The organism is Streptomyces chartreusis NRRL 3882 (genome assembly GCF_900236475.1).
GTDB classification, from domain to species: domain Bacteria; phylum Actinomycetota; class Actinomycetes; order Streptomycetales; family Streptomycetaceae; genus Streptomyces; species Streptomyces chartreusis_D.
The window spans coordinates 5666290-5684440 of record NZ_LT963352.1 but is presented as its reverse complement, the minus strand read 5'-3'; the positions used below and the strand labels follow the sequence as shown (position 1 = coordinate 5684440).

At 71.6% G+C, this 18151-nt stretch carries 18 protein-coding genes and 1 tRNA gene; 9 read left to right on the top strand and 10 right to left on the bottom strand.

All coding sequences use genetic code 11. The features are described from left to right. Nucleotides 1-29: 29 nt before the first annotated feature. Nucleotides 30-1325 (bottom strand): M6 family metalloprotease domain-containing protein, encoded by a 1296-nt coding sequence (locus tag SCNRRL3882_RS25765; RefSeq protein WP_010047943.1) that lies wholly within the window; start codon nt 1323-1325, stop codon nt 30-32. Between the two features lie 277 nt (nt 1326-1602). Between SCNRRL3882_RS25765 and SCNRRL3882_RS25760 the strand changes: the two genes are divergently transcribed. Continuing rightward, entirely contained in the window at nt 1603-3465 is a 1863-nt protein-coding gene (locus SCNRRL3882_RS25760) for a putative bifunctional diguanylate cyclase/phosphodiesterase (protein WP_010047945.1), read from the top strand. Here the strand turns inward: SCNRRL3882_RS25760 and SCNRRL3882_RS25755 are convergent. The 4 genes from SCNRRL3882_RS25755 to SCNRRL3882_RS25740 all read right to left on the bottom strand — a co-directional run bounded on the left by SCNRRL3882_RS25755 (nt 3441) and on the right by SCNRRL3882_RS25740 (nt 6676). Further along, nucleotides 3441-4532 carry an LLM class flavin-dependent oxidoreductase gene (locus SCNRRL3882_RS25755; protein WP_010047947.1) on the bottom strand — a complete coding sequence of 364 codons (1092 nt, stop codon included), beginning with the start codon at nt 4530-4532 and terminating at the stop codon, nt 3441-3443. The two genes, SCNRRL3882_RS25760 and SCNRRL3882_RS25755, sit on opposite strands and share 25 nt — an antisense overlap. Nucleotides 4533-4644: 112 nt before the next feature. Continuing rightward, nucleotides 4645-4914, bottom strand: a complete 270-nt coding sequence (locus tag SCNRRL3882_RS25750; protein ID WP_010047948.1) for a hypothetical protein — start codon at nt 4912-4914, stop codon at nt 4645-4647. A gap of 218 nt (nt 4915-5132) precedes the next feature. Continuing rightward, entirely contained in the window at nt 5133-5864 is a 732-nt protein-coding gene (locus SCNRRL3882_RS25745; protein WP_010047949.1) for an aspartate/glutamate racemase family protein, read from the bottom strand. Next, nucleotides 5861-6676 (bottom strand): aspartate/glutamate racemase family protein, encoded by an 816-nt coding sequence (locus SCNRRL3882_RS25740; protein WP_029181746.1) that lies wholly within the window; start codon nt 6674-6676, stop codon nt 5861-5863. Before SCNRRL3882_RS25740 ends, SCNRRL3882_RS25745 begins: the two co-directional genes overlap by 4 nt. A gap of 200 nt (nt 6677-6876) precedes the next feature. On the opposite strand from SCNRRL3882_RS25740, the gene SCNRRL3882_RS25735 reads away from it, so the two are divergent. Next, complete coding sequence (locus SCNRRL3882_RS25735; protein ID WP_010047953.1) at nt 6877-7824, top strand: D-2-hydroxyacid dehydrogenase; 948 nt, start codon at nt 6877-6879, stop codon at nt 7822-7824. 17 nt (nt 7825-7841) lie between these two features. Further along, on the top strand, nt 7842-9251 hold the full coding sequence (locus SCNRRL3882_RS25730; protein ID WP_010047955.1) for an amidase: 1410 nt from the start codon (nt 7842-7844) through the stop codon (nt 9249-9251). Here SCNRRL3882_RS25730 and SCNRRL3882_RS25725 read toward each other — a convergent pair. Further along, complete coding sequence (locus tag SCNRRL3882_RS25725) at nt 9232-9726, bottom strand: DUF3830 family protein (protein WP_010047957.1); 495 nt, start codon at nt 9724-9726, stop codon at nt 9232-9234. The genes SCNRRL3882_RS25730 and SCNRRL3882_RS25725 overlap by 20 nt on opposite strands. Nucleotides 9727-9833: 107 nt before the next feature. On the opposite strand from SCNRRL3882_RS25725, the gene ehuB reads away from it, so the two are divergent. From ehuB to SCNRRL3882_RS25695, 6 genes are all read left to right on the top strand, one after another. Beyond that, nucleotides 9834-10763, top strand: a complete 930-nt coding sequence (gene ehuB, locus SCNRRL3882_RS25720; protein ID WP_029181747.1) for an ectoine/hydroxyectoine ABC transporter substrate-binding protein EhuB — start codon at nt 9834-9836, stop codon at nt 10761-10763. Beyond that, the gene (gene ehuC, locus SCNRRL3882_RS25715) at nt 10760-11461 is read left to right on the top strand and encodes an ectoine/hydroxyectoine ABC transporter permease subunit EhuC (RefSeq protein WP_010047961.1); all 702 of its coding nucleotides are present in this window, start codon (nt 10760-10762) and stop codon (nt 11459-11461) included. The genes ehuB and ehuC overlap by 4 nt, the downstream gene beginning before the upstream one ends. After that, the gene (gene ehuD, locus SCNRRL3882_RS25710; protein WP_010047963.1) at nt 11458-12108 is read left to right on the top strand and encodes an ectoine/hydroxyectoine ABC transporter permease subunit EhuD; all 651 of its coding nucleotides are present in this window, start codon (nt 11458-11460) and stop codon (nt 12106-12108) included. The genes ehuC and ehuD overlap by 4 nt, the downstream gene beginning before the upstream one ends. Continuing rightward, complete coding sequence (gene ehuA / locus SCNRRL3882_RS25705; RefSeq protein WP_102514860.1) at nt 12098-12883, top strand: ectoine/hydroxyectoine ABC transporter ATP-binding protein EhuA; 786 nt, start codon at nt 12098-12100, stop codon at nt 12881-12883. The genes ehuD and ehuA overlap by 11 nt, the downstream gene beginning before the upstream one ends. Before the next feature lie 199 nt (nt 12884-13082). Further along, nucleotides 13083-13844, top strand: a complete 762-nt coding sequence (locus tag SCNRRL3882_RS25700) for an IclR family transcriptional regulator (protein WP_010047970.1) — start codon at nt 13083-13085, stop codon at nt 13842-13844. A 122-nt stretch (nt 13845-13966) separates the two neighbouring features. After that, nucleotides 13967-14040 (top strand) — tRNA-Lys (locus tag SCNRRL3882_RS25695). On the opposite strand, the gene SCNRRL3882_RS25690 is transcribed toward SCNRRL3882_RS25695, so the two are convergent. The 4 genes from SCNRRL3882_RS25690 to SCNRRL3882_RS25675 all read right to left on the bottom strand — a co-directional run bounded on the left by SCNRRL3882_RS25690 (nt 14006) and on the right by SCNRRL3882_RS25675 (nt 18137). Next, nucleotides 14006-15670, bottom strand: coding sequence for a long-chain-fatty-acid--CoA ligase (locus SCNRRL3882_RS25690; RefSeq protein ID WP_010047972.1), 1665 nt, complete (start codon nt 15668-15670; stop codon nt 14006-14008). The two genes, SCNRRL3882_RS25695 and SCNRRL3882_RS25690, sit on opposite strands and share 35 nt — an antisense overlap. Nucleotides 15671-15710: 40 nt before the next feature. Further along, on the bottom strand, nt 15711-16208 hold the full coding sequence (locus SCNRRL3882_RS25685) for a hypothetical protein (protein ID WP_010047973.1): 498 nt from the start codon (nt 16206-16208) through the stop codon (nt 15711-15713). Between the two features lie 100 nt (nt 16209-16308). Further along, nucleotides 16309-16914 (bottom strand): lytic polysaccharide monooxygenase auxiliary activity family 9 protein, encoded by a 606-nt coding sequence (locus SCNRRL3882_RS25680; RefSeq protein WP_029181750.1) that lies wholly within the window; start codon nt 16912-16914, stop codon nt 16309-16311. Between the two features lie 101 nt (nt 16915-17015). Continuing rightward, the gene (locus SCNRRL3882_RS25675; RefSeq protein WP_010047975.1) at nt 17016-18137 is read right to left on the bottom strand and encodes an SPFH domain-containing protein; all 1122 of its coding nucleotides are present in this window, start codon (nt 18135-18137) and stop codon (nt 17016-17018) included. Nucleotides 18138-18151: the final 14 nt, after the last annotated feature.

The window sequence follows — 18151 nt, the reverse complement described above, 5'->3', positions numbered from 1 at the left end:
AGGGGCCCTTCGCCATGCCCAGGACGCCGTCAACGCCCCACCGCGATCTTCACCGTCCAGGCCCCCGAAGCCGTACGTCCCTCCACCTCCACCCGGACGCCCTCCCCCGGCACGGTGAAGCTCTCCCCGGGGCCGATCGGCGCGTCCGCGAGAGGCGGGTAGACCGAGTCCTCCCAGCACGCCTCGGTGCCCGGGTGGGCGTCGATCACCTCGATCGGCCCGCTCCCGGACTGCGCCCCGCCCCGCACCCGGTACACGAGCACCCCCTGCCGGCACGCGGTCACGTCGTTGCCCACCGGCCCGCGCGCCTCGAAGGCGAGCACGCTGTCGCGGCCCGTCCGCAGCACCGCGAGCTTGACGCCCCGCCCGAGACCGAAGGCCGGCGCCCCCGCCGCACCCTCCACCTGCACCCCGGGCCCGGCCGCCAGCGGCTCCAGGGTCAGCCGGGCGGGCCCGGCGTCCTGTACGCACCGCACCTGCCGCTGGTCCAGCCAGCCCAGCTTCCACTTGTGCCAGCCGAACAGATCGGGCGCCAGTCCGAACTGGCTGCCCATCAGGTCCCAGTCGCCGACGTGCGTGTCCCAGTCGCCCTTGCCGTCCACGGGCCGGTGGTAGAGGTCGGGCAGATCGAACACGTGCCCGGTCTCGTGGGCGAGAACGAGCCGGTCCGGTGGATGCTGCTCGAACACCGTGACGACCCGGCGCAGATCGGTGCCGTCGGCCCGCATCGGAGTCGTGAGGTTGACCACCTTGGTCGCGTCGGAGTCCACCCCGGGCGCGTCCGGGTCGGCGACGAAGTACACGACGTCGTAGCGGGAGAAGTCGACCTGCGGGTCGGCCACGGAGAGCGCGTCCCGCAGATACGCGGCCCGGTGCGCGGTGCTCCAGTCGCGCTGTATGTCGTACGCCGTGGACGGCTGCGGCATCTGGATCCAGTGCCCCAGCGGGTGCGGGCGCAGGGTGAAGCGGCCGTAGGAGGCGCGTTCGAAGAAGCGGGTGGTGGCCGGGAAGTGGTCGGCGGTCAGCTCCTGCGGTGTGGTCAGCGGGTGGGCGTCCGGGAAGGACAGGAAGACCATGACCGCGTCCAGGGCCCGGCCCGGGCGCGGATAGGCGGCGTTCCAGGTGTCCAGGCCCTCGGAGTGGTGGGCGTCGGTGCGGGTCAGGGCGCAGGGCGCGGCCGAGTCGGGCTCGGCGGCCGACGGGCCGGCACCGAGGGAGGTCGCGGCGAGCGCGGACATGGTGGTGAACACGGCCGCGGTGCTGCGCAGTCGAGCGCGCGGGAACTGACGCGGCACGAGTACCTCCGGGTACGGTTCGCGGGACACCGCACCCAGCCTGTGATGATTTGTCGTACTGCGCCCTGTTTGCTTGCACCAGTCGGGTGAAGAAGCCGAAAGCTCGCGGACGTCGACACCCGAGAAGCACTCACAGAACGTCACAACTGGTCGGGGGCCTGAAGAAGCCGTCCAGGCGTGAGCAGAAACGATCTGGCAGAAGGGCGGGTTGGTCCGGAACACTGGACACCGGCTGGAAGGCCCTGGGGCCAGCCTCTATGATCGGCACACTTTCCTGACCTTTCCTGCACGGACAGAGATCGAATACATGCGGGAGCGAGCGGTGAGCGGAACCTCCGAAGGGCCGGCGCCCGCGACAGACCTCGACCGGCCGGTCGTCACAGAGAGTGAGATCGACACGCCTCCTCGTACCGAGCCCCCGGCGCATCCGCCCTACCGCTCCGTCTTCACGGCCGCCCCGCTCGCCATGGCCGTCGTCGACCGCGAGGGGATGGTCGTCAGCGCCAACGACTCGCTCGCCGCGCTGCTCGGTACCGCCCCGGACGAGCTGGCCGGGGCCGTCGCCGCCGACCTGGTCGACCTCACCTCCGACGCCCGCACCTGGCACGCGTACCGCGAGGTGCTGCGCGGCCGGCAGTCCCGGCTGCGCTGCACGCGCCGGCTCAAGCACCCCGACGGGCACTCGCTGTGGGTGCAGGTGACGGTCGCCCCGCTGCCCGCCGAGGACCGGGCCGTCCTGCTGTCCGTCGCCGACATCAGCTCCCGCCGCGAACTCCAGGCCCGGCTGCGGCACTTGCAGATGCACGACCCGGTGACCCGGCTGCCCAACCGCACGCTGTTCTTCGAACGCCTGTCGGCCGCGCTGGAGGCGGAGTCGTACGAGCAGAGCGGCACGGGCCGGATCGGGCTGTGCTACCTGGACCTGGACGGCTTCAAGGCCATCAACGACACCCTGGGCCACCGCGTGGGCGACCGGCTGCTGGCCGCCGTCGCCGAGCGCCTCACGCGCTGCGCGGACGAGGCCGGGCACTCCCGGATCAGCATCCCGCTGGTGGCCCGGCTCGGCGGTGACGAGTTCGCGCTGCTCGTCGAGGACTCCACGGGCACCGAGCAACTGGCCGAGCTCGCCGAGTCGGTGCTGGAGGCGATCCAGGACCCGTTCGACATCTGCGGGCAGCGGCTGTCGGTCTCGGCGTCGATCGGCGTGGTGGAGCGGCACGCGGCCGGGACGACCCCGACCGCCCTGATGCAGGCGGCGGACACCACGCTGTACTGGGCGAAGGCCGACGGCAAGGCCCGCTGGACCCTGTTCGACCCGGAGCGCAACGCCCACCGCATGACCCGCCAGGCCCTCGCCTCCACGCTACGGCCGGCCATCGACCGGGGCGAGTTCCAACTGGAGTACCAGCCGCTGGTCGGCATGGAGGACGACCGGCTGCACGGGGTCGAGGCGCTCATCCGCTGGAACCATCCTCAGTTCGGCATACTGACGCCGAATCGGTTCATCGGACTTGCCGAGGAGGACGGTTCGATCGTTCCGCTGGGCCGCTGGGTGCTGCGGACGGCCTGCCGGCAGGCCCGCCGCTGGCAGCTGGACCACCCCGACGAGCCGCCGATCTTCGTGAGCGTGAACGTGGCGGTGCGTCAGGTCTGGGACTCCGACCTGGTGACGGACGTGGCGGAGACCCTGGCCGAGACGGGCCTCGCACCGCACCTGCTCCAGCTGGAGCTCACCGAGTCGGCGGTGATGGGCTCGGCCGGCCGGCCGCTCCAGGCCCTGAAGGCCCTCAGCGACATGGGCGTGCGCATCGCCATCGACGACTTCGGCACGGGCTACTCGAACCTGGCCTACCTCAGCCGCCTGCCGGTGTCCGTACTGAAGCTGGACGGCACCTTCGTCCGCGGCTTCCAGTACGACGACCGGGACAGCACGGCCACCCGCCCGAACCCGGCCGACGAGGTCGTGGTCGAGGCGATGATCCAGCTCGCCCACCGGCTCGGGCTGACCGTCACGGCCGAATGCGTGGAGACCTCCGCCCAGGCGACCCGGCTGCGGCGCATCGGCTGCGACACCGGACAGGGCTGGCTCTACTCCCGTCCGGTGCCGCCGGATCGCATCTCCGAGCTGCTGGGCACACCCGGCGTTCAGGCGGGCGTCGGCAACCCGTAGGCGTCGGCGATGAGTTCGTAGGAGCGCACGCGTACGTCGCCGCCGTGCGCGTTGGCCGTGATCATCAGTTCGTCGGCGCCGGTGCGCTTGGCGAGGTCGTCCAGGCCGGAGCGGACCTCGTCCGGGGTGCCGTGGATGACGTTGGCGTTCCAGGAGTCGACGAAGTCGCGCTCCATCGGGCTGAACTCGTAGGCCGCCGCCTCTTCGGGGGTGGGCACGAGGCCGGGGCGTCCGGTGCGCAGCCGGACCATGCTGAGGGCGGCGGCCAGCACCTGACGGCGGGCCTCCTTCTCCTCGTCGGCGGCGAGCGCGGAGACGCCGATGAGGGCGTACGGCTCGTCGAGCACGGCGGACGGCTGGAAGGACTCCCGGTACAGGTCCAGGGCCGGGACGGTGTTCTGCGCCGAGAAGTGGTGCGCGAAGGCGAAGGGCAGTCCGAGGGCACCGGCCAGGCGGGCGCTGAAGCCGGACGAGCCGAGCAGCCAGACGGGCGGGCGGTGCGGGGACTGGACACCGCCGGGGGACGTGGCCTGGACCGGGCCCGGTACGGCGTGGATGCGGCGGTAGGGGTGCCCGTCGGGGAAGTCGTCGTCGAGGAACCGGGTCAGCTCGGCGAGCTGTTGCGGGAAGTCGTCGGCGCCTTCGCCCAGCCGGTCGGTGCGGCGCAGGGCGGCGGCCGTGGCGCCGTCCGTTCCCGGCGCGCGGCCGAGCCCGAGGTCGATGCGGCCCGGGGCCATGGCCTCCAGCGTCCCGAACTGCTCGGCGATGACGAGCGGGGCGTGGTTGGGCAGCATCACACCGCCCGAGCCGAGGCGGATGCGGCCGGTGTGGGCGGCGAGGTGGGCCAGGATCACGGCCGGGGACGACGACGCCACACCCGGCATGGAGTGGTGCTCGGCGACCCAGTAGCGGTGGAAGCCGCGGGCCTCGGCGAGGCGGGCCAGCTCGACGCTGGTGCGCAGCGCGTCGGAGGCGGTGCGGCCGGCACCGACGGTGACCAGGTCCAGTACGGAGAGGGGGACGGGGGCGCTGCCCTGCGCTGCGCCGCGTATCTCGTCTGCCGCCACGGTGGGGTGCCTCCTGCTGTGGGCCGGGTGCTGTCGTTCCGGCCCTAACAGGGGACTGTCTCCGGTTATTCCCGTGAGGTGCCGCAGGGTCGGCCCGGGAGGCGCCGCGGGATCAAGCGGCCCGCTCCCAGTCGCTCTGCGTTCCGCCGTACGGGGGCCGCCGGGCGGCCTTCTCTCGGACGCGGAGCACGATCCACGCGAGGGCGGCCCCACAGGCGAGCCACCAGGGCAGCGACCACACGGCACCCCACCAGCGGGCCTGCGGATGGAGGACGGCGTCCACGGCGGCGGTGATCATCGCTGCGGCCAGGCTCCAGCACAGCAGGCACCCGGACAGGTGGACAGCGCTTGCCTGGAATCTGGACCGACCCGGTTCGGCCATCGGGAACCGTCCTTCACGGCAGACTGGCTGCGGACGTGGCCAGTGTGCACGGGGTGGACGACTGAAGGGGAACGCGCTTTCGGTCAACTCAAGCGCGCTGCGAGGCGGCGGAGTTGAAGGTTCCTCACCTCCTGGCGGGCTGTTCACCCCCTTTGCCCGGATCCGCCCCGCCGAAGAGGTGGGACCGATTCCGGGCGTCGGGGGCGAGCAGGGCGGTCTCACACCTGGACGATCGGCTCCCTGGTGAACAGGGCGCCCAGTTCCGGCGCGTTCACGCGGCGGTCCGCCAGGCGGAGGCCTTCCCAGACCGTGACCTGGTTGGCGGTGAGGATCGGCTTGCCGAGCTCCTTCTCCAGGGCCGGGATGTGAGCCGCCGTGTGCAGGGCCGTGTCGGGCAGGAGGAGGGCCTCGGCCTCGGGGTGGTCGGAGTGCCGGGCCAGGGCGAGGAGTTCCGCCTCGCCCCAGGTGCCGACCTCGGCGGCCGTGATGATGCCGGAGCTCTTCACCGAGACGACCTCGACGCCGTCCGCCCGCAGGAACTCGGCGAACAACTGGGCCACGTCGTCCGGGTACGTCGCGCCGATCGCGACCCGGCGCGCCCCCAGCTCCCGCACCGCGTGCACGAAGGCGAAGGACGTCGAGGAGGCCGGCATGCCGGCCGTCTGCGCCAGGGTGCGCACCTGCTCCTGCGCGCCGTCCCAGCCGTAGACGAAGCTGCCGCTGGTGCAGGCCCACACCACGGCGTCCGCGCCGGCGTGCCGCAGCTCCTGGACGCCCGCCGCGAGTCGCCCGGCCGAGCCCATCTCCAGCAGCGCGTCCACCCGGTGCGCGTCCTCACCGATGTCGGTGTGCACCAGGTCCACCCGGATGTCGCTGCCCAGCAGCTGCTCGATGCGCGGATAGTCGTCCTCGGCGGAGTGGCCCGGGTAGAGAAATCCCAGTGCTGTCATGTCCAGCCTTCCTGCTGCTGCTCTTCTTCCGGCACGACGGGGCCGGGGTCCACCCCCGGCGATCCGAGACCGGCACGCGCCTCCGGATTGATCAGCGCTTGATACGGTCCCACCGCACGGGTACCCAGTCGGCGCAGCGCCGCCCACATCGTCACTTGGTTGGCCGAGATCACCGGGATGCGCAGTTCGGCCTCCAGCTGGGGGATGACGTCGTAGGTGGGCAGGTTGGTGCAGCTGATGAACAGGGCGTCGGCGTCGTCGCGTACGGCCTGCCGCGCCATGTCCACCACCTCCCGGTAGGGGACCTTCCAGATGTGCCGGGTCAGGCCCATGAAGGCACAGCCGGAGATCGTGACGCCGGCCTGGGCGACGTACGCCTCCAGCGACTGCGTCACCGACACCGTGTAGGGCGTCACCAGCGCCACCCGCCGTACGTCCAGCTCCACCAGGGCTTCCAGCAGCCCGCCGGAGGTGGTGACCGCCGGTACGGCGCCCGCCCGGCTCATCGCCTCGCACATCGCGCGCTCGCCCATGACGCCGCCGACGAAACTGCCCGACGTACAGGCGTAGGCGATGACCTCGGGGGCGATCGCGTTGAGGGTGCGGACCGCCTCGCTCAGCGTCTCGTGTTCGCTGACCATGCGGGCGAGATCGAGGCTGACCTCGACCGGCACGAACGGTGTTCGTGTCATGTGCAGGGAGACCTCGTCCGGCACCCAGCGCCACAGCTCGCGGTCGAGTGCGAAGTCGAAGGGGGCGACGACGCCGACCCCGCGCTGCGGGCTGGGCCCGCCGAGAAATGAGACGTCCATGAGCAGGGCACCGGCCTCACACTGGGCAACGAGTGTGCAACGGATCGTGGGAACGCCCGTGTTGACGACGGTAGGTTCGGGTGCGAGCGTGGTCAATCCGCCCGGATCATTCCTTGGTCAACACCGTGTTAACTCGTCGTCACCGGCCGCCTCCCCGAAGGCAGGCCGCCCCCGCCGCACGGCTGGAGAAACGGCTGCTCATGCCCACCCCCACCCTGCTCGTCCTGGACGCCGAACCCCTCCCCCGCCTCGGCCGCCTCACCGGCCACGCGCGTATCGAACACACCGACGCGGAGGGTCTCGCCGCACGCCTCCCGCGTGCGGACGTACTCCTGGTGTGGGACTTCACCTCGCGCGCCGTGCGGGACGCCTGGCCGGGCGAGGGCCCACGGCCACGCTGGGTGCATACGGCGAGCGCCGGTGTGGACCACCTGATGTGTCCGGAACTCGCCGCCTCCGACACCGTGGTGACGAACGCGCGCGGCATCTTCGACCAGCCGATCGCCGAGTACGTCGCCGCGCTCGTGCTGGCGATGGCCAAGGACCTGCCGCGCACGCTGGAGCTGCAACGGGAGCGGACCTGGCGGCACCGCGAGTCGCACAAGGTCGCCGGGAGCCGGGCCGTCGTGGTCGGCACCGGGCCGATCGGCCGGGCGATCGCCCGCACGCTGGGGGCGCTGGACATCACGACGGCGCTCGTGGGCCGCGCCCCGCGCGCCGGCGTGCACGGCCCGGAGGATCTGGACCGGCTGCTGGCGCGCGCCGACTGGGTGATCGCGGCGGCGCCGCTCACGGAGCAGACGCACGGCATGTTCGACGCCCGCCGCTTCGGCGTGATGCAGCCGTCCGCCCGGTTCGTGAACGTCGGCCGCGGCCAGCTGGTCGTCGAGGACGCACTCGCCGAGGCCCTGGCCAAGCACTGGATCGCGGGCGCCGCACTGGACGTCTTCGAGTCCGAGCCGCTGACCCCCGAGAGCCCGTTGTGGCAGGTCCCGGGCCTGATCCTGTCCCCGCACATGAGCGGCGACATCGTCGGCTGGCGGGACGAACTCGGCGCCCAGTTCGTGGAGCTGTTCGAGCTCTGGGCGGCGGGAAAGCCGCTGGAGAACGTGGTCGACAAGCAGCGTGGGTACGTACCCGGACACTGACGTTCCTTGGAGGGTGGATGACCGAGCTCACCGAGCTGACCGCTGTACGGCTCCTCGACGGCTACCGCAAGGGCGAGTGGAGCCCTGTGGAGGCGACCCGCGCGGCGCTGGAGCGGGCCGAGGCGATCCAGCCGGAGGTGAACGCCTTCGTCCGGCTGACGGCCGAGGACGCGCTGGCCCGGGCCCGGGAGTCGGAGGAGCGATGGCGGCGCGGTGAGCCACAGGGACTGCTGGACGGGGTGCCGGTCACGGTCAAGGACATCCTGCTGCTGCGCGGCGCGCCGACCCTGCGCGGGTCGAAGGCCGTGGATCCGGCGGGGCGCTGGGACGAGGACGCCCCGTCGGTGGCCCGGCTGCGGGAGCACGGGGCGGTCTTCATCGGCAAGACGACGACCCCCGAGTACGGCTGGAAGGGCGTGACGGACTCCCCGCTGAACGGGGTGACGCGCAACCCGTACGACCCCACGCGCACCGCCGGCGGGTCGAGCGGGGGCAGCGCGGCGGCCGTGGCGCTCGGCGCGGGGCCGCTGTCGCTGGGCACGGACGGCGGCGGCAGCGTCCGTATCCCGGCGTCGTTCTGCGGGATCTTCGCGCTGAAGCCGACGTACGGGCGGGTGCCGCTCTACCCGGCGAGCGCGTTCGGCACGCTGGCGCACGTCGGGCCGATGACCCGGGACGCGGCGGACGCGGCGCTGCTGATGGACGTCATCGGCCGCCCGGACTCGCGTGACTGGTCGGCGCTCGCCCCGCCGCCCGGTGCCTACGCGGACGGCCTGACGGGCGGGGTGCACGGGCTGCGCATCGCCTACTCGCCGTCGCTGGGCGGGCAGGTGGCGGTGCGCCCGGAGGTCGCGACGGCGGTGCGGCGGGCCGTGGAGCGGCTGGCGGAGCTCGGTGCCTACGTCACGGAGACCGATCCGGACCTCACCGACCCGGTGGAGGCGTTCCACACCCTGTGGTTCAGCGGGGCGGCCCGGGTGACCGAGCACCTCGGACCGCACCAGCGCGCGTTGCTGGACCCGGGCCTGCGCGAGATCTGCACACAGGGCGCCCGCTACTCGGCGCTGGACTATCTGGCCGCGGTCGACGTCCGGATGGACCTGGGGCGCCGGATGGGCCGCTTCCACGACACCTACGACCTGCTCGTCACGCCGACCCTGCCGATCACGGCGTTCGAAGCGGGCGCCGAGGTACCGAAGGGATCCGGCCATCGGCGCTGGACGGGCTGGACACCGTTCACCTACCCGTTCAACATGACGCAGCAGCCCGCGGCGAGCGTGCCCGTCGGTGCCGACGGGGACGGCCTGCCGATCGGCCTCCAGCTCGTGGCCGCCCGGCACCGGGACGATCTGGTGCTACGGGCGGCCCACGCGCTGTACGAGGCCGGCGTGGCGTCCGCCGGCCGGCTCAGGCCCTCCGGAAGCTGAGCGTCTCCCCCGCCGCTCCCGACCTCCACAGGTCGTTGCACGCCTCGGCCATGGCGTCCAGGCCCTCGACGATCTGGCCCCAGACGATGCCGGGGACCCAGCCGACATCGCCGTTCAGCAGCAGGTTGTTGCGCTCGTAGAACAGGGCCAGGTCGACGAGCGTGGTCCCGGCGCGGACCTCGCGGTCGTATCCGTAGGCCTTGGTCCCCAACTCCGCCCCGGCGAAGGTGAAATAACACAGATCGCCGGGAATCGGGGTGATGGTCGGGTTTTCCAGGGGTGGCTCGGTTTCGGCGAAGGGCGGGAAAAGGGCGTAGATCTCGTTGCGTGCGTACTTCGCGTGGTAGACGTCGCCGGCCAGCGGAAGGGCATCCCAGACGGCCGCGCAGGTGATCGGTGCGCGGTCGTCCAGGAGCCTGGCCCTGCAGGTCACGTCGCGCTTGACCAGCGAGACTTCGATATAGCGATCAGCCATGCCTCCATGGGAGTGCCCGCCGCCCCCGCGGTCAAGGGCGCACCGGGAGACGTGCGGGGCTTGAAAAGATCGGCATAACTCGGATGCGGTCGGGTAGCCGCGCGCCCATGGCTCCACCACAGAGAAGCCCACTGAGAAGTCCGGAATCCATATCCCAGGCCGCCTCCAGGCCCACACGCCGGTCGCTGCTCGCGGGGGTCGCGGCGCTCGGCGCGCTGGGCGCCGCCGGATGCAGCCGTGTGGCCACGGCGTCGAGCACCGAGGGCGGTGACCTGCTCGGCCGGCTCCGGGCGGCGGGCGTCGTCCGCCTCGGCATCGCCGGTGAGATCCCGTTCGGCTTCATCGACAAGAACGGCGAGCTGACCGGTGAGGCACCGGAACTGGCCAAGGTGATCTTCAAGCGTCTCGGCGTCGACCGGGTACAGCCCGTGCCGACCGAGTTCGGCTCGCTCATCCCGGGCCTGAACTCCCAGCAGTTCGACGTCGTGGCCGCCGGGATGTACGTCAACCCCGAGCGCTGCGAGCAGGTCATCTTCGCCGACCCCGACTACCAGATGCTCGACGCGTTCATCGTGCGCAAGGGCAACCCGAAGGGGCTGCACAGCTACAAGGACGTCGTCGGGAAGAAGGCGAAGTTCGCCACCGGGACCGGGTACGCCGAGATCCAGTACGCCGTCGAGGCGGGGTACAAGGAGAGCGACATCCTCATCGTCCCGGACCAGGTGGCGGGCCTGAACGCCGTCGAGGCGGGCCGCGTGGACGTGTTCGCCGGTACGGCGCTCACCGTGCGCGAGGTGGTGAAGAAGTCCGCCAAGGCGGAGGCCACCGCGCCGTTCAAGCCGATCGTGGGCGGCAAGCCGCACGTCGACGGCGGCGCCTTCGCGTTCCGGCCGACCGAGACCAAGCTGCGCGACGCCTTCAACGTCGAGCTGCGCAAGCTCAAGAAGAGCGGCGAACTGTTCCGCATCCTCAAGCCCTTCGGTTTCACCGAGGCGGAGATGACGGACCTGACCGCGAAGGAGCTCTGCGGCGGATGACCTCGGGACTCTGGGAACTCGTACTCAAGGGCGTCTGGGTCACGATCCAGCTGCTCGTGTGCAGCGCGCTGCTGGCCGCTGCGGTGTCCTTCGTGGTCGGCGTCGCGCGCACCCACCGGCTGTGGATCGTCCGCTTCCTGGCGGGCTTCTACACCGAGGTGTTCCGCGGGACCTCGGCCCTGGTGATGATCTTCTGGGTGTTCTTCGTGCTGCCCCCGGCCTTCGGCTGGCAGCTGGTGCCGCTGTGGGCGGGCACCCTGGCGCTCGGCCTGACCTACGGGGCGTACGGCTCCGAGATCGTGCGCGGCGCGCTCAACGCGGTCGACCCGGCGCAGCGGGAGGGCGGGATCGCGCTCAGCTTCACGCCCTGGCAGCGGATGAAGCTGATCCTGCTGCCGCAGGCGGTGCCGGAGATGATCCCGCCGTTCTCCAACCTGCTCATCGAGCTGCTCAAGGGCACCGCCCTGGTGTCGATCATGGGCATGGGCGACCTGGCGTTCAGCGGCAACCTGGTGCGTCTGGCGCTCCAGGAGAGCGCGGAGATCTACACGTACATCCTGATCGTCTACTTCGTGATCGCCTTCCTGCTCACCCGGGTCATGCGCGGGCTGGAGAAGAGGCTCAAGGCGGGTGTCGGGAAGAAGCCCGACAGCAAGACCCGGGCGCCTGAGCCGGTCGTGGTGGAGGCGGTCCGATGAACTGGGACTGGAGCGCGGTCTCCGACTTCATGCCGGACTTCTGGAAGGGTCTGCTGGTCACCCTGCAGATCCTGGTGATCGGCTCGCTGATCTCGTTCGTGCTGGGCCTGGTGTGGGCGCTGCTGATGCGGCTGCCGACGCGCTGGGTGACCTGGCCGGTCGGCGCCGTCACGGAGTTCGTCCGCAACACCCCGCTGCTGGTGCAGTTGTTCTTCCTCTACTACGTGCTGCCCGAGTGGGGCGTGACCTTCTCGGCGCTCACCACCGGCGTCTTCGCGATCGGGCTGCACTACTCGACGTACACGATGCAGGTGTACCGGGCCGGTATCGAGGCCGTGCCGGTCGGCCAGTGGGAGGCTGCGACGGCGCTGAACCTGCCGCTGCGCCGGACGTGGACCGCGGTGATCCTGCCGCAGGCGGTGCGCCGGGTCGTCCCCGCGCTCGGCAACTACGTCATCGCGATGCTCAAGGACACGCCGATGCTGATGGCGATCTCCGTGCTGGAGATGCTCGGCCACGCGCGCCTGTTCTCGCAGGAGCACTTCCAGTTCACCGAGCCGCTGACGGTGATCGGCGTGGCCTTCATCGTCATTTCCTATCTGGCCTCCCTTCTCCTGCGAGCCCTGGAGCGACGCCTTGTCCACTGACACTCTCCCCAACCCCGAGACGAACCCCGCCAGGAGCACCGGCGAGCTGATCCGGCTGGAGCAGGTCACCAAGCGGTTCGGCGACCACACGGTCCTGGACCACCTGGACTTCTCCGTGGACGCCGGCAAGCACGTGACCCTGATCGGCCCCTCCGGGTCCGGCAAGACCACGATCCTGCGCCTGCTGATGACGCTGCTCAAGCCCGACGAGGGCACGATCACCGTGGACGGGGAGCAGCTGTTCCCGGCGCCCGAGAAGCAGGTGCGCGAGGTCCGCAAGAAGATCGGGATGGTCTTCCAGCAGTTCAACCTGTTCCCGAACATGACGGTCCTGCGCAACATCACCGAGGCCCCGGTCACGGTCCTCGGCATGTCGAAGGACGCCGCCGAGGAGCGGGCGCGCGAGCTGCTGGAGCTGGTCGGGCTGACCGACCACCTCGACAAGCACCCGGCGCAGCTGTCCGGCGGGCAGCAGCAGCGGGTGGCGATCGCCCGGGCGCTGGCGATGCGACCGCAGGTGCTGCTCCTGGACGAGGTGACCTCCGCGCTCGACCCGGAGCTGGTCGCGGGCGTCCTCGACGTGCTGCGGGACATCGCCCGTTCCACGGACATCACGATGCTCTGCGTGACGCACGAGATGAACTTCGCCCGGGACATCTCCGACCAGGTACTGATGTTCGACTCGGGCCGGGTCATCGAGTCGGGCCCGCCGGAGAAGATCTTCAGCGAGCCGGAGCAGGACCGCACGCGGGAGTTCCTCAGCGCGGTGCTCTGACTACAACGCGTGACCAGGCGGAACGTCCGGGCCCGATGACTGGGGCATGCCTCTGGCATATGCCAGAGGGTCGATGCCCCAGTCCGGGGGCCCGGGAATCTTGTCAACCCCCGCTCTCCTCAGATCCGTTGCCGGTTATCGTGGAGGGGATTCGCTGTCCGGATCCACGGCCCAACAGCAAGCGCAGGGGGAGACCACCGTGGCGCTGAAGCACGAGCCGCCGACCACCCCGTACCACTCGGCCCAGGAAGCGCTGCGTGTCCTGGAGACCGTGGCGCGGATCTCCACCGGAGTCACCGACACCGACCTCGCCCGGCACACCGGCATCGGACCGGGGCGGCTGACCGCGCTGCTGCGCATGCTGCGCCGTGAGGGCTACGTCGAGCAGATCGCCGACGGCGCGTACGTCACGGGCGAGACGCTGGCCCGCCTCGGCTCCGCCCAGCACCGCGAGCAGGCCCTGCGCGACAAGCTCCAGCACACCCTCGACCGGCTGCGCGACTCGGTCGGCGCCGCCGTCTACATGAGCCGGTACGTCGACGGCGAGATCAGCGTCACCCAGTACGCCGACAGCCCGGCCACGCCCAAGGTCAACGAGTGGGTCGACTTCCGCTCCTCGGCCCACGCCACCGCGATCGGCAAGAGCCTGCTCACCCAGCTCGACCACGCCGGCCGCCGCGACCACCTCGCCCGGCACAAGATGGCCCGCCTCACCTCGCGCACCATCACCAGCGACCGGCTGCTGCTCTCCCGGCTGGAGTCCCAGCCGCCCACCGTGCCGGTCCTGGACCTCCAGGAGTACGCGGTCGGCACGGTCTGCGCGGCCGTCCCCGTCACGGCCGGTTCCTCCGTGGGCTGCCTGGCCCTGTCCCTCCCGGTCGAGCACGCCCACCGGCTCCGCCAGGCCGCGGACACCCTCAACCGCAACGCGGCACCGGTCCTGCTGTCCATGGCGATCTAGGGCCGCGCCGGGTGGTCGGATGCGGCCTCGGGGCGTGGTCCGAAGCACCCCTCGGGACCAGGTATTATTTTTCCCGTCGCCAGCCGCGAGAACGCGATGCGAACGCGGTCGGCGGGAGTCATGCGCCGCTAGCTCAGTTGGTTAGAGCAGCTGACTCTTAATCAGCGGGTCCGGGGTTCGAGTCCCTGGCGGCGCACCGGTGAAGGGCCTCTCGTGGGAGCGGGAGGCCCTTCGGCGTGTTCGAGATCCTCCCTGGTCAGCAGGCGGTACGCGCGCTCCCCCGGCGGCCTCCACCACACCGGATCCGCGCAGCGCAGGCCCTCCTTCCGCAACGCCGCCCGATGGATCTTGTTCGTGGCCGTCACCGGCATCCGCCCCGCCACCCGCACGAACCGGGGCGCCATCTTCGTCCCCAGGTCGGGTTGGGCGAGCAGGAACCGCGCGAACGCCTCCGGATCGAAGGTCCCGGCGATCGTCGCCATCACCTGGTCCCCGGTCACCGGGTCCGGCACCGCGTACACCGCGACGGCGTCGGCCCCCTCGTACCGGGCGAGGATGTTCTCGATCATCGCCGCGGCCAGGTTCTCCCCGTCGACGCGGAGGCGGTCGTCGGTGCGGCCGGCGAAGTAGAGGTAGCCGTCGGCATCCCGGTAGAACAGGTCGCCCGTCCAGTACCAGCCGTCCCTGCGCCGCTCCCGCTCCGCCGCCGTATTGCGCCAGTAGCCCTCGAAGGGGCTGGGCCCCTGGTTGACCAGTTCGCCGATCGCCTCGTCCCCGTTGAGCAGCCGCCCCGTCGCGTCGAAGCGGGCCGGCGGGCACTGGGCGCGACTCTCCGGGTCGAGGACGACGAGCCCGGGTGCCGCCCGGCCGACCGCGCCCGGCGGTGTCCCCGGCGACCACTGCACCGCCGCCCCGCCCTCCGACGAGCCGTACCCCTCCACCAGCCGCACCCCGAACCGCCGCTCGAAGGCCGCCGCGTCCACCGCGCCGGCCTCCGTGCCGAAACCCAGCCGGAGCGGGTTGTCGCGGTCGTCGGGGCGCGGCTCGGTGGCCAGGACGTACTGGACCGCCCGGCCGACGTAGGTGAAGTAGGTCGCCCCGTGACGGCGTACGTCCGGCAGGAAGCGGGACGCCGAGAAGCGCCGGCGCAGTGCCACGCCCGCCCCCGTCACCAGCGCGGGTGCCCAGCCCGCGATCACCGCGTTGCCGTGGAACATCGGCATGCAGAGGTAGTGCACGTCCTCCGTGCCCAGGGAGAACTGGCCGGCCAGCGAGCGTCCGGCGGCCGCCAGGCGGCCCTGGGAGCAGAGTGCGGCCTTGGGCGCGCCGGTCGAGCCGGAGGTGAAGTAGAGGAGGAAGCGGTCGTGCGGGGTGGCGCTGGAGGCGTCCGGCTGGGCGTCCGCGTAGGGGGCGAGGGCATCCGCGTAGCCGGTCTCGTCCGTCACCAGGAGGCGCAGGCCGGGCAGCTCCAGGTCCTTGAGCAGTGACAGGTGCGCCCGCTCGGTGACCAGGAGGCGGCACTCGGTGTGCAGGATGTCGCGGGCGAGCTCGGCGCCCCTGCGGGTGGGATTGACGCCGGCGACCGCCGCCCTGGCCAGGGCCGCCGCGCCCAGCCACAGGGGGAACTCGGGGGTGTTGTCGAGGAGCACCCCGATGTGGGGTTCGGCGTCCGGGGGAAGCACATCGGCGAGCAGTGCCGCCCGGGCCGCGGCGCCCGCCGCCACCTCGTGGTGGGTCAGCGCCCGATCCTCGCACCACAGTCCCGGCCGGTGGTCGCCCCACCGGGCGGCGATGAGTTCCGCCACCGTGCTCGCCCTGGAGTCCATGGACGCGCACGGTAATTGACAGGCCGTCAGATGTGGAGACTCAGGGCACCACGGACGTCCCGCTGTCGTCGACGCTGAAGACGATGTCGCCGTACGGGCCGATGATCTGGCTGTACGCCGCGACGAAACCGGCGCAGAACACGACGATCACGCCGAGGAAAGCCAGCAGGCCGACGGCGGTCATCGCCTGCCGCACCCGGCTCGGCGCCTGGGCCGTCGCCACGACCTGGCGGCCGTCGGTGTAGTACACGGTGACGTAGTCGCCCTCGGCGATCGTCCCCGGGCCGCCCTCCTCCTCGAACCGGATGACCCGGCCGTCGCGCGTGATGAACTCGTACACGTGACGGAGCGCGGTCCGCACGGACGTGTCACCGTGCCCGCCGCTCACCGTCGCGTACGCGCGCAGGCACCGGCCCTCGGCCGTCAGCCCGCTGTTCCAGGCGCCCCGGATCTGGAGCCAGCGCCGCACGACCCGGTAGGCCATGAAGACCGCCACGACCATGATCAGGCCGGGCACGACGTAGAAGATCACGTCCATCGCGCATCCCCCGAGGTCGATGCGCCGGCCCCGATCGGCCGGCGTGGGGGGAACCTACCCACACCGGCCGCACCGGTGACTCAAGGGAACCTCAGAAGGTTCAGAAGGTGACGTCCGAGCACGCGTAGAACGCGTTTCCCGTGTCGGCGATCGTCCACACCGCGAGGATGACGTGATGGCCGCTCAGACCGGACGGCAGCCTGCCGCTGTGGGAGAGCGTCGACGGCGGTCGCTGGCCGTTGTACGGCACCGTGAAGAACGGCGTGAGGTTGAGGTCGGACCGGGCCAGGTTGTGGTTCTGGTTCCAGCCCGGCTTGGTGATGTAGTACTTGAAGTCGGTCGTGGCGTGCATGGCCGTGAACTGCCAGCGGAACGTGTAGGTCTGGCCGCCCGTCACCCGGGTGGTGGGCCAGGCCCCGCCGGACGGTGTCCGCGGTGCGCTGAGCTGGCTGAACTGGCCGAGTCCGGCGTTGCATATCTGTCCGTCGGCCGGACCGGAGGCCGGGAAGCCCTTCGGGCCCTCGACGCTCTGCGGTTCCCACTGGATCGGACCGCAGTTGGTCACGGTGCCGTTCTGGCAGAGCTTCTGCCGGCTGACGGGGAGGTCGGTGTAGCCGTGGCCGCTGGCGCCGCCGGAGGAGAGTACGAGGGCTCCGGTCGTGGCCAGTCCCACCGCGGCTGCGGACAACTTGGTCCTTCTGCGCATGCTGCCGCTCCTGGAGAACGTGGGGGAGGTTCACTGAGCTGTGCAGGTAGGTCTAGACCAAGTCTGAGAGTATGGGCGTTGGTTGAACATGTCCATACCAATCACGGAGCCGTTTCTCCCCGGCCCGCGCAGAACGCCACCGTCAGGTCCCTCACCAGCACCTTCCGCTCGTAGTCGTCGAGTTCGACCAGCCCCCGCATGGTCAGCCGGGTCACCGTGTCCTCCACCGAGTCCACGACCGAGGTGAGCACGCTCGCCCGGTGCTGGGCGTCCAGCGCGGCGATGCGGCGGCGGTGCATCGCCGCGGCGACCTCGGGTGCGTACTCCACCCGGAGCGGCTGCACGGAGAACACCTCCAGGCCGACCGGCGCCGCGTCGGCCGCCACCAGCCGGGTCAGCGCCTCGGCCGCCGCGTCCGTGGAGCCCTTGGTCCCGCCGGGCATCTCCACCGGCACCCGGACCAGGGCCGCCTCGACGCACTCGCGCAGATACGTCTCGTGGTCCTCGACGCCCAGCGTGGCCCGCGCGGTGTCCCGCACCCGCCACACCACCTGGACGACCACCCGCAGCGCCGCCCCGCTCGCGTCGGCGGCCGGCACCGGCTCGCTGCGCCAGTGCCGCAGCCGTACGTCCACCCGGCGGCGCAGCAGCAGCGGGTTGACCCACAGCAAGCCGGAGCGCCGGACGGTCCCCCGGTAGCGGCCGAACAGCCCGAGCACCGAGGCCCGCCCGGTCCGGCCCCGGGCCAGCCCGCCGAAGCCGAACAGCCCGAGCGCCCCGGCTCCCGCGTACGCCGCCCACTGCGCGGGACCGAGACCGGCCCCGGCGTGCGCGGGCAGCCGCAGTGCCTCCAGCGCGAGCGGCGGCAGCAGCCCGGCCCACCAGGAGGTGGCCACGCACCCTGCCGCCCCGCACACCCCGGCCAGCACACCCACCGCCCCGGGCAGCACCCGGGCGGGCCGCTCCACCAGGTCGGGATCGACCTGCGGCACCGGGCGCGGCGCCACGGCCGCCGGGCGTCGGAGGCGCGGCTGCTCCCCCGTGCCCTGCCGGCGGGCGACGACCGCCGGCTTCAGCGGTACCGGCGCCGGGTCGGGGTCGTCGCGGAACAGCAGGTGGACGGGGATCTCGGTGGTGGACTCGTTCTGGATGAGCCGGGCGGGTCTGGCCGGCCCGTCGGCCGGCCCGTCGGGTTCGGACGTGTGGGGAGTGGTCGTACTCATGAGTGCCTCCAGCC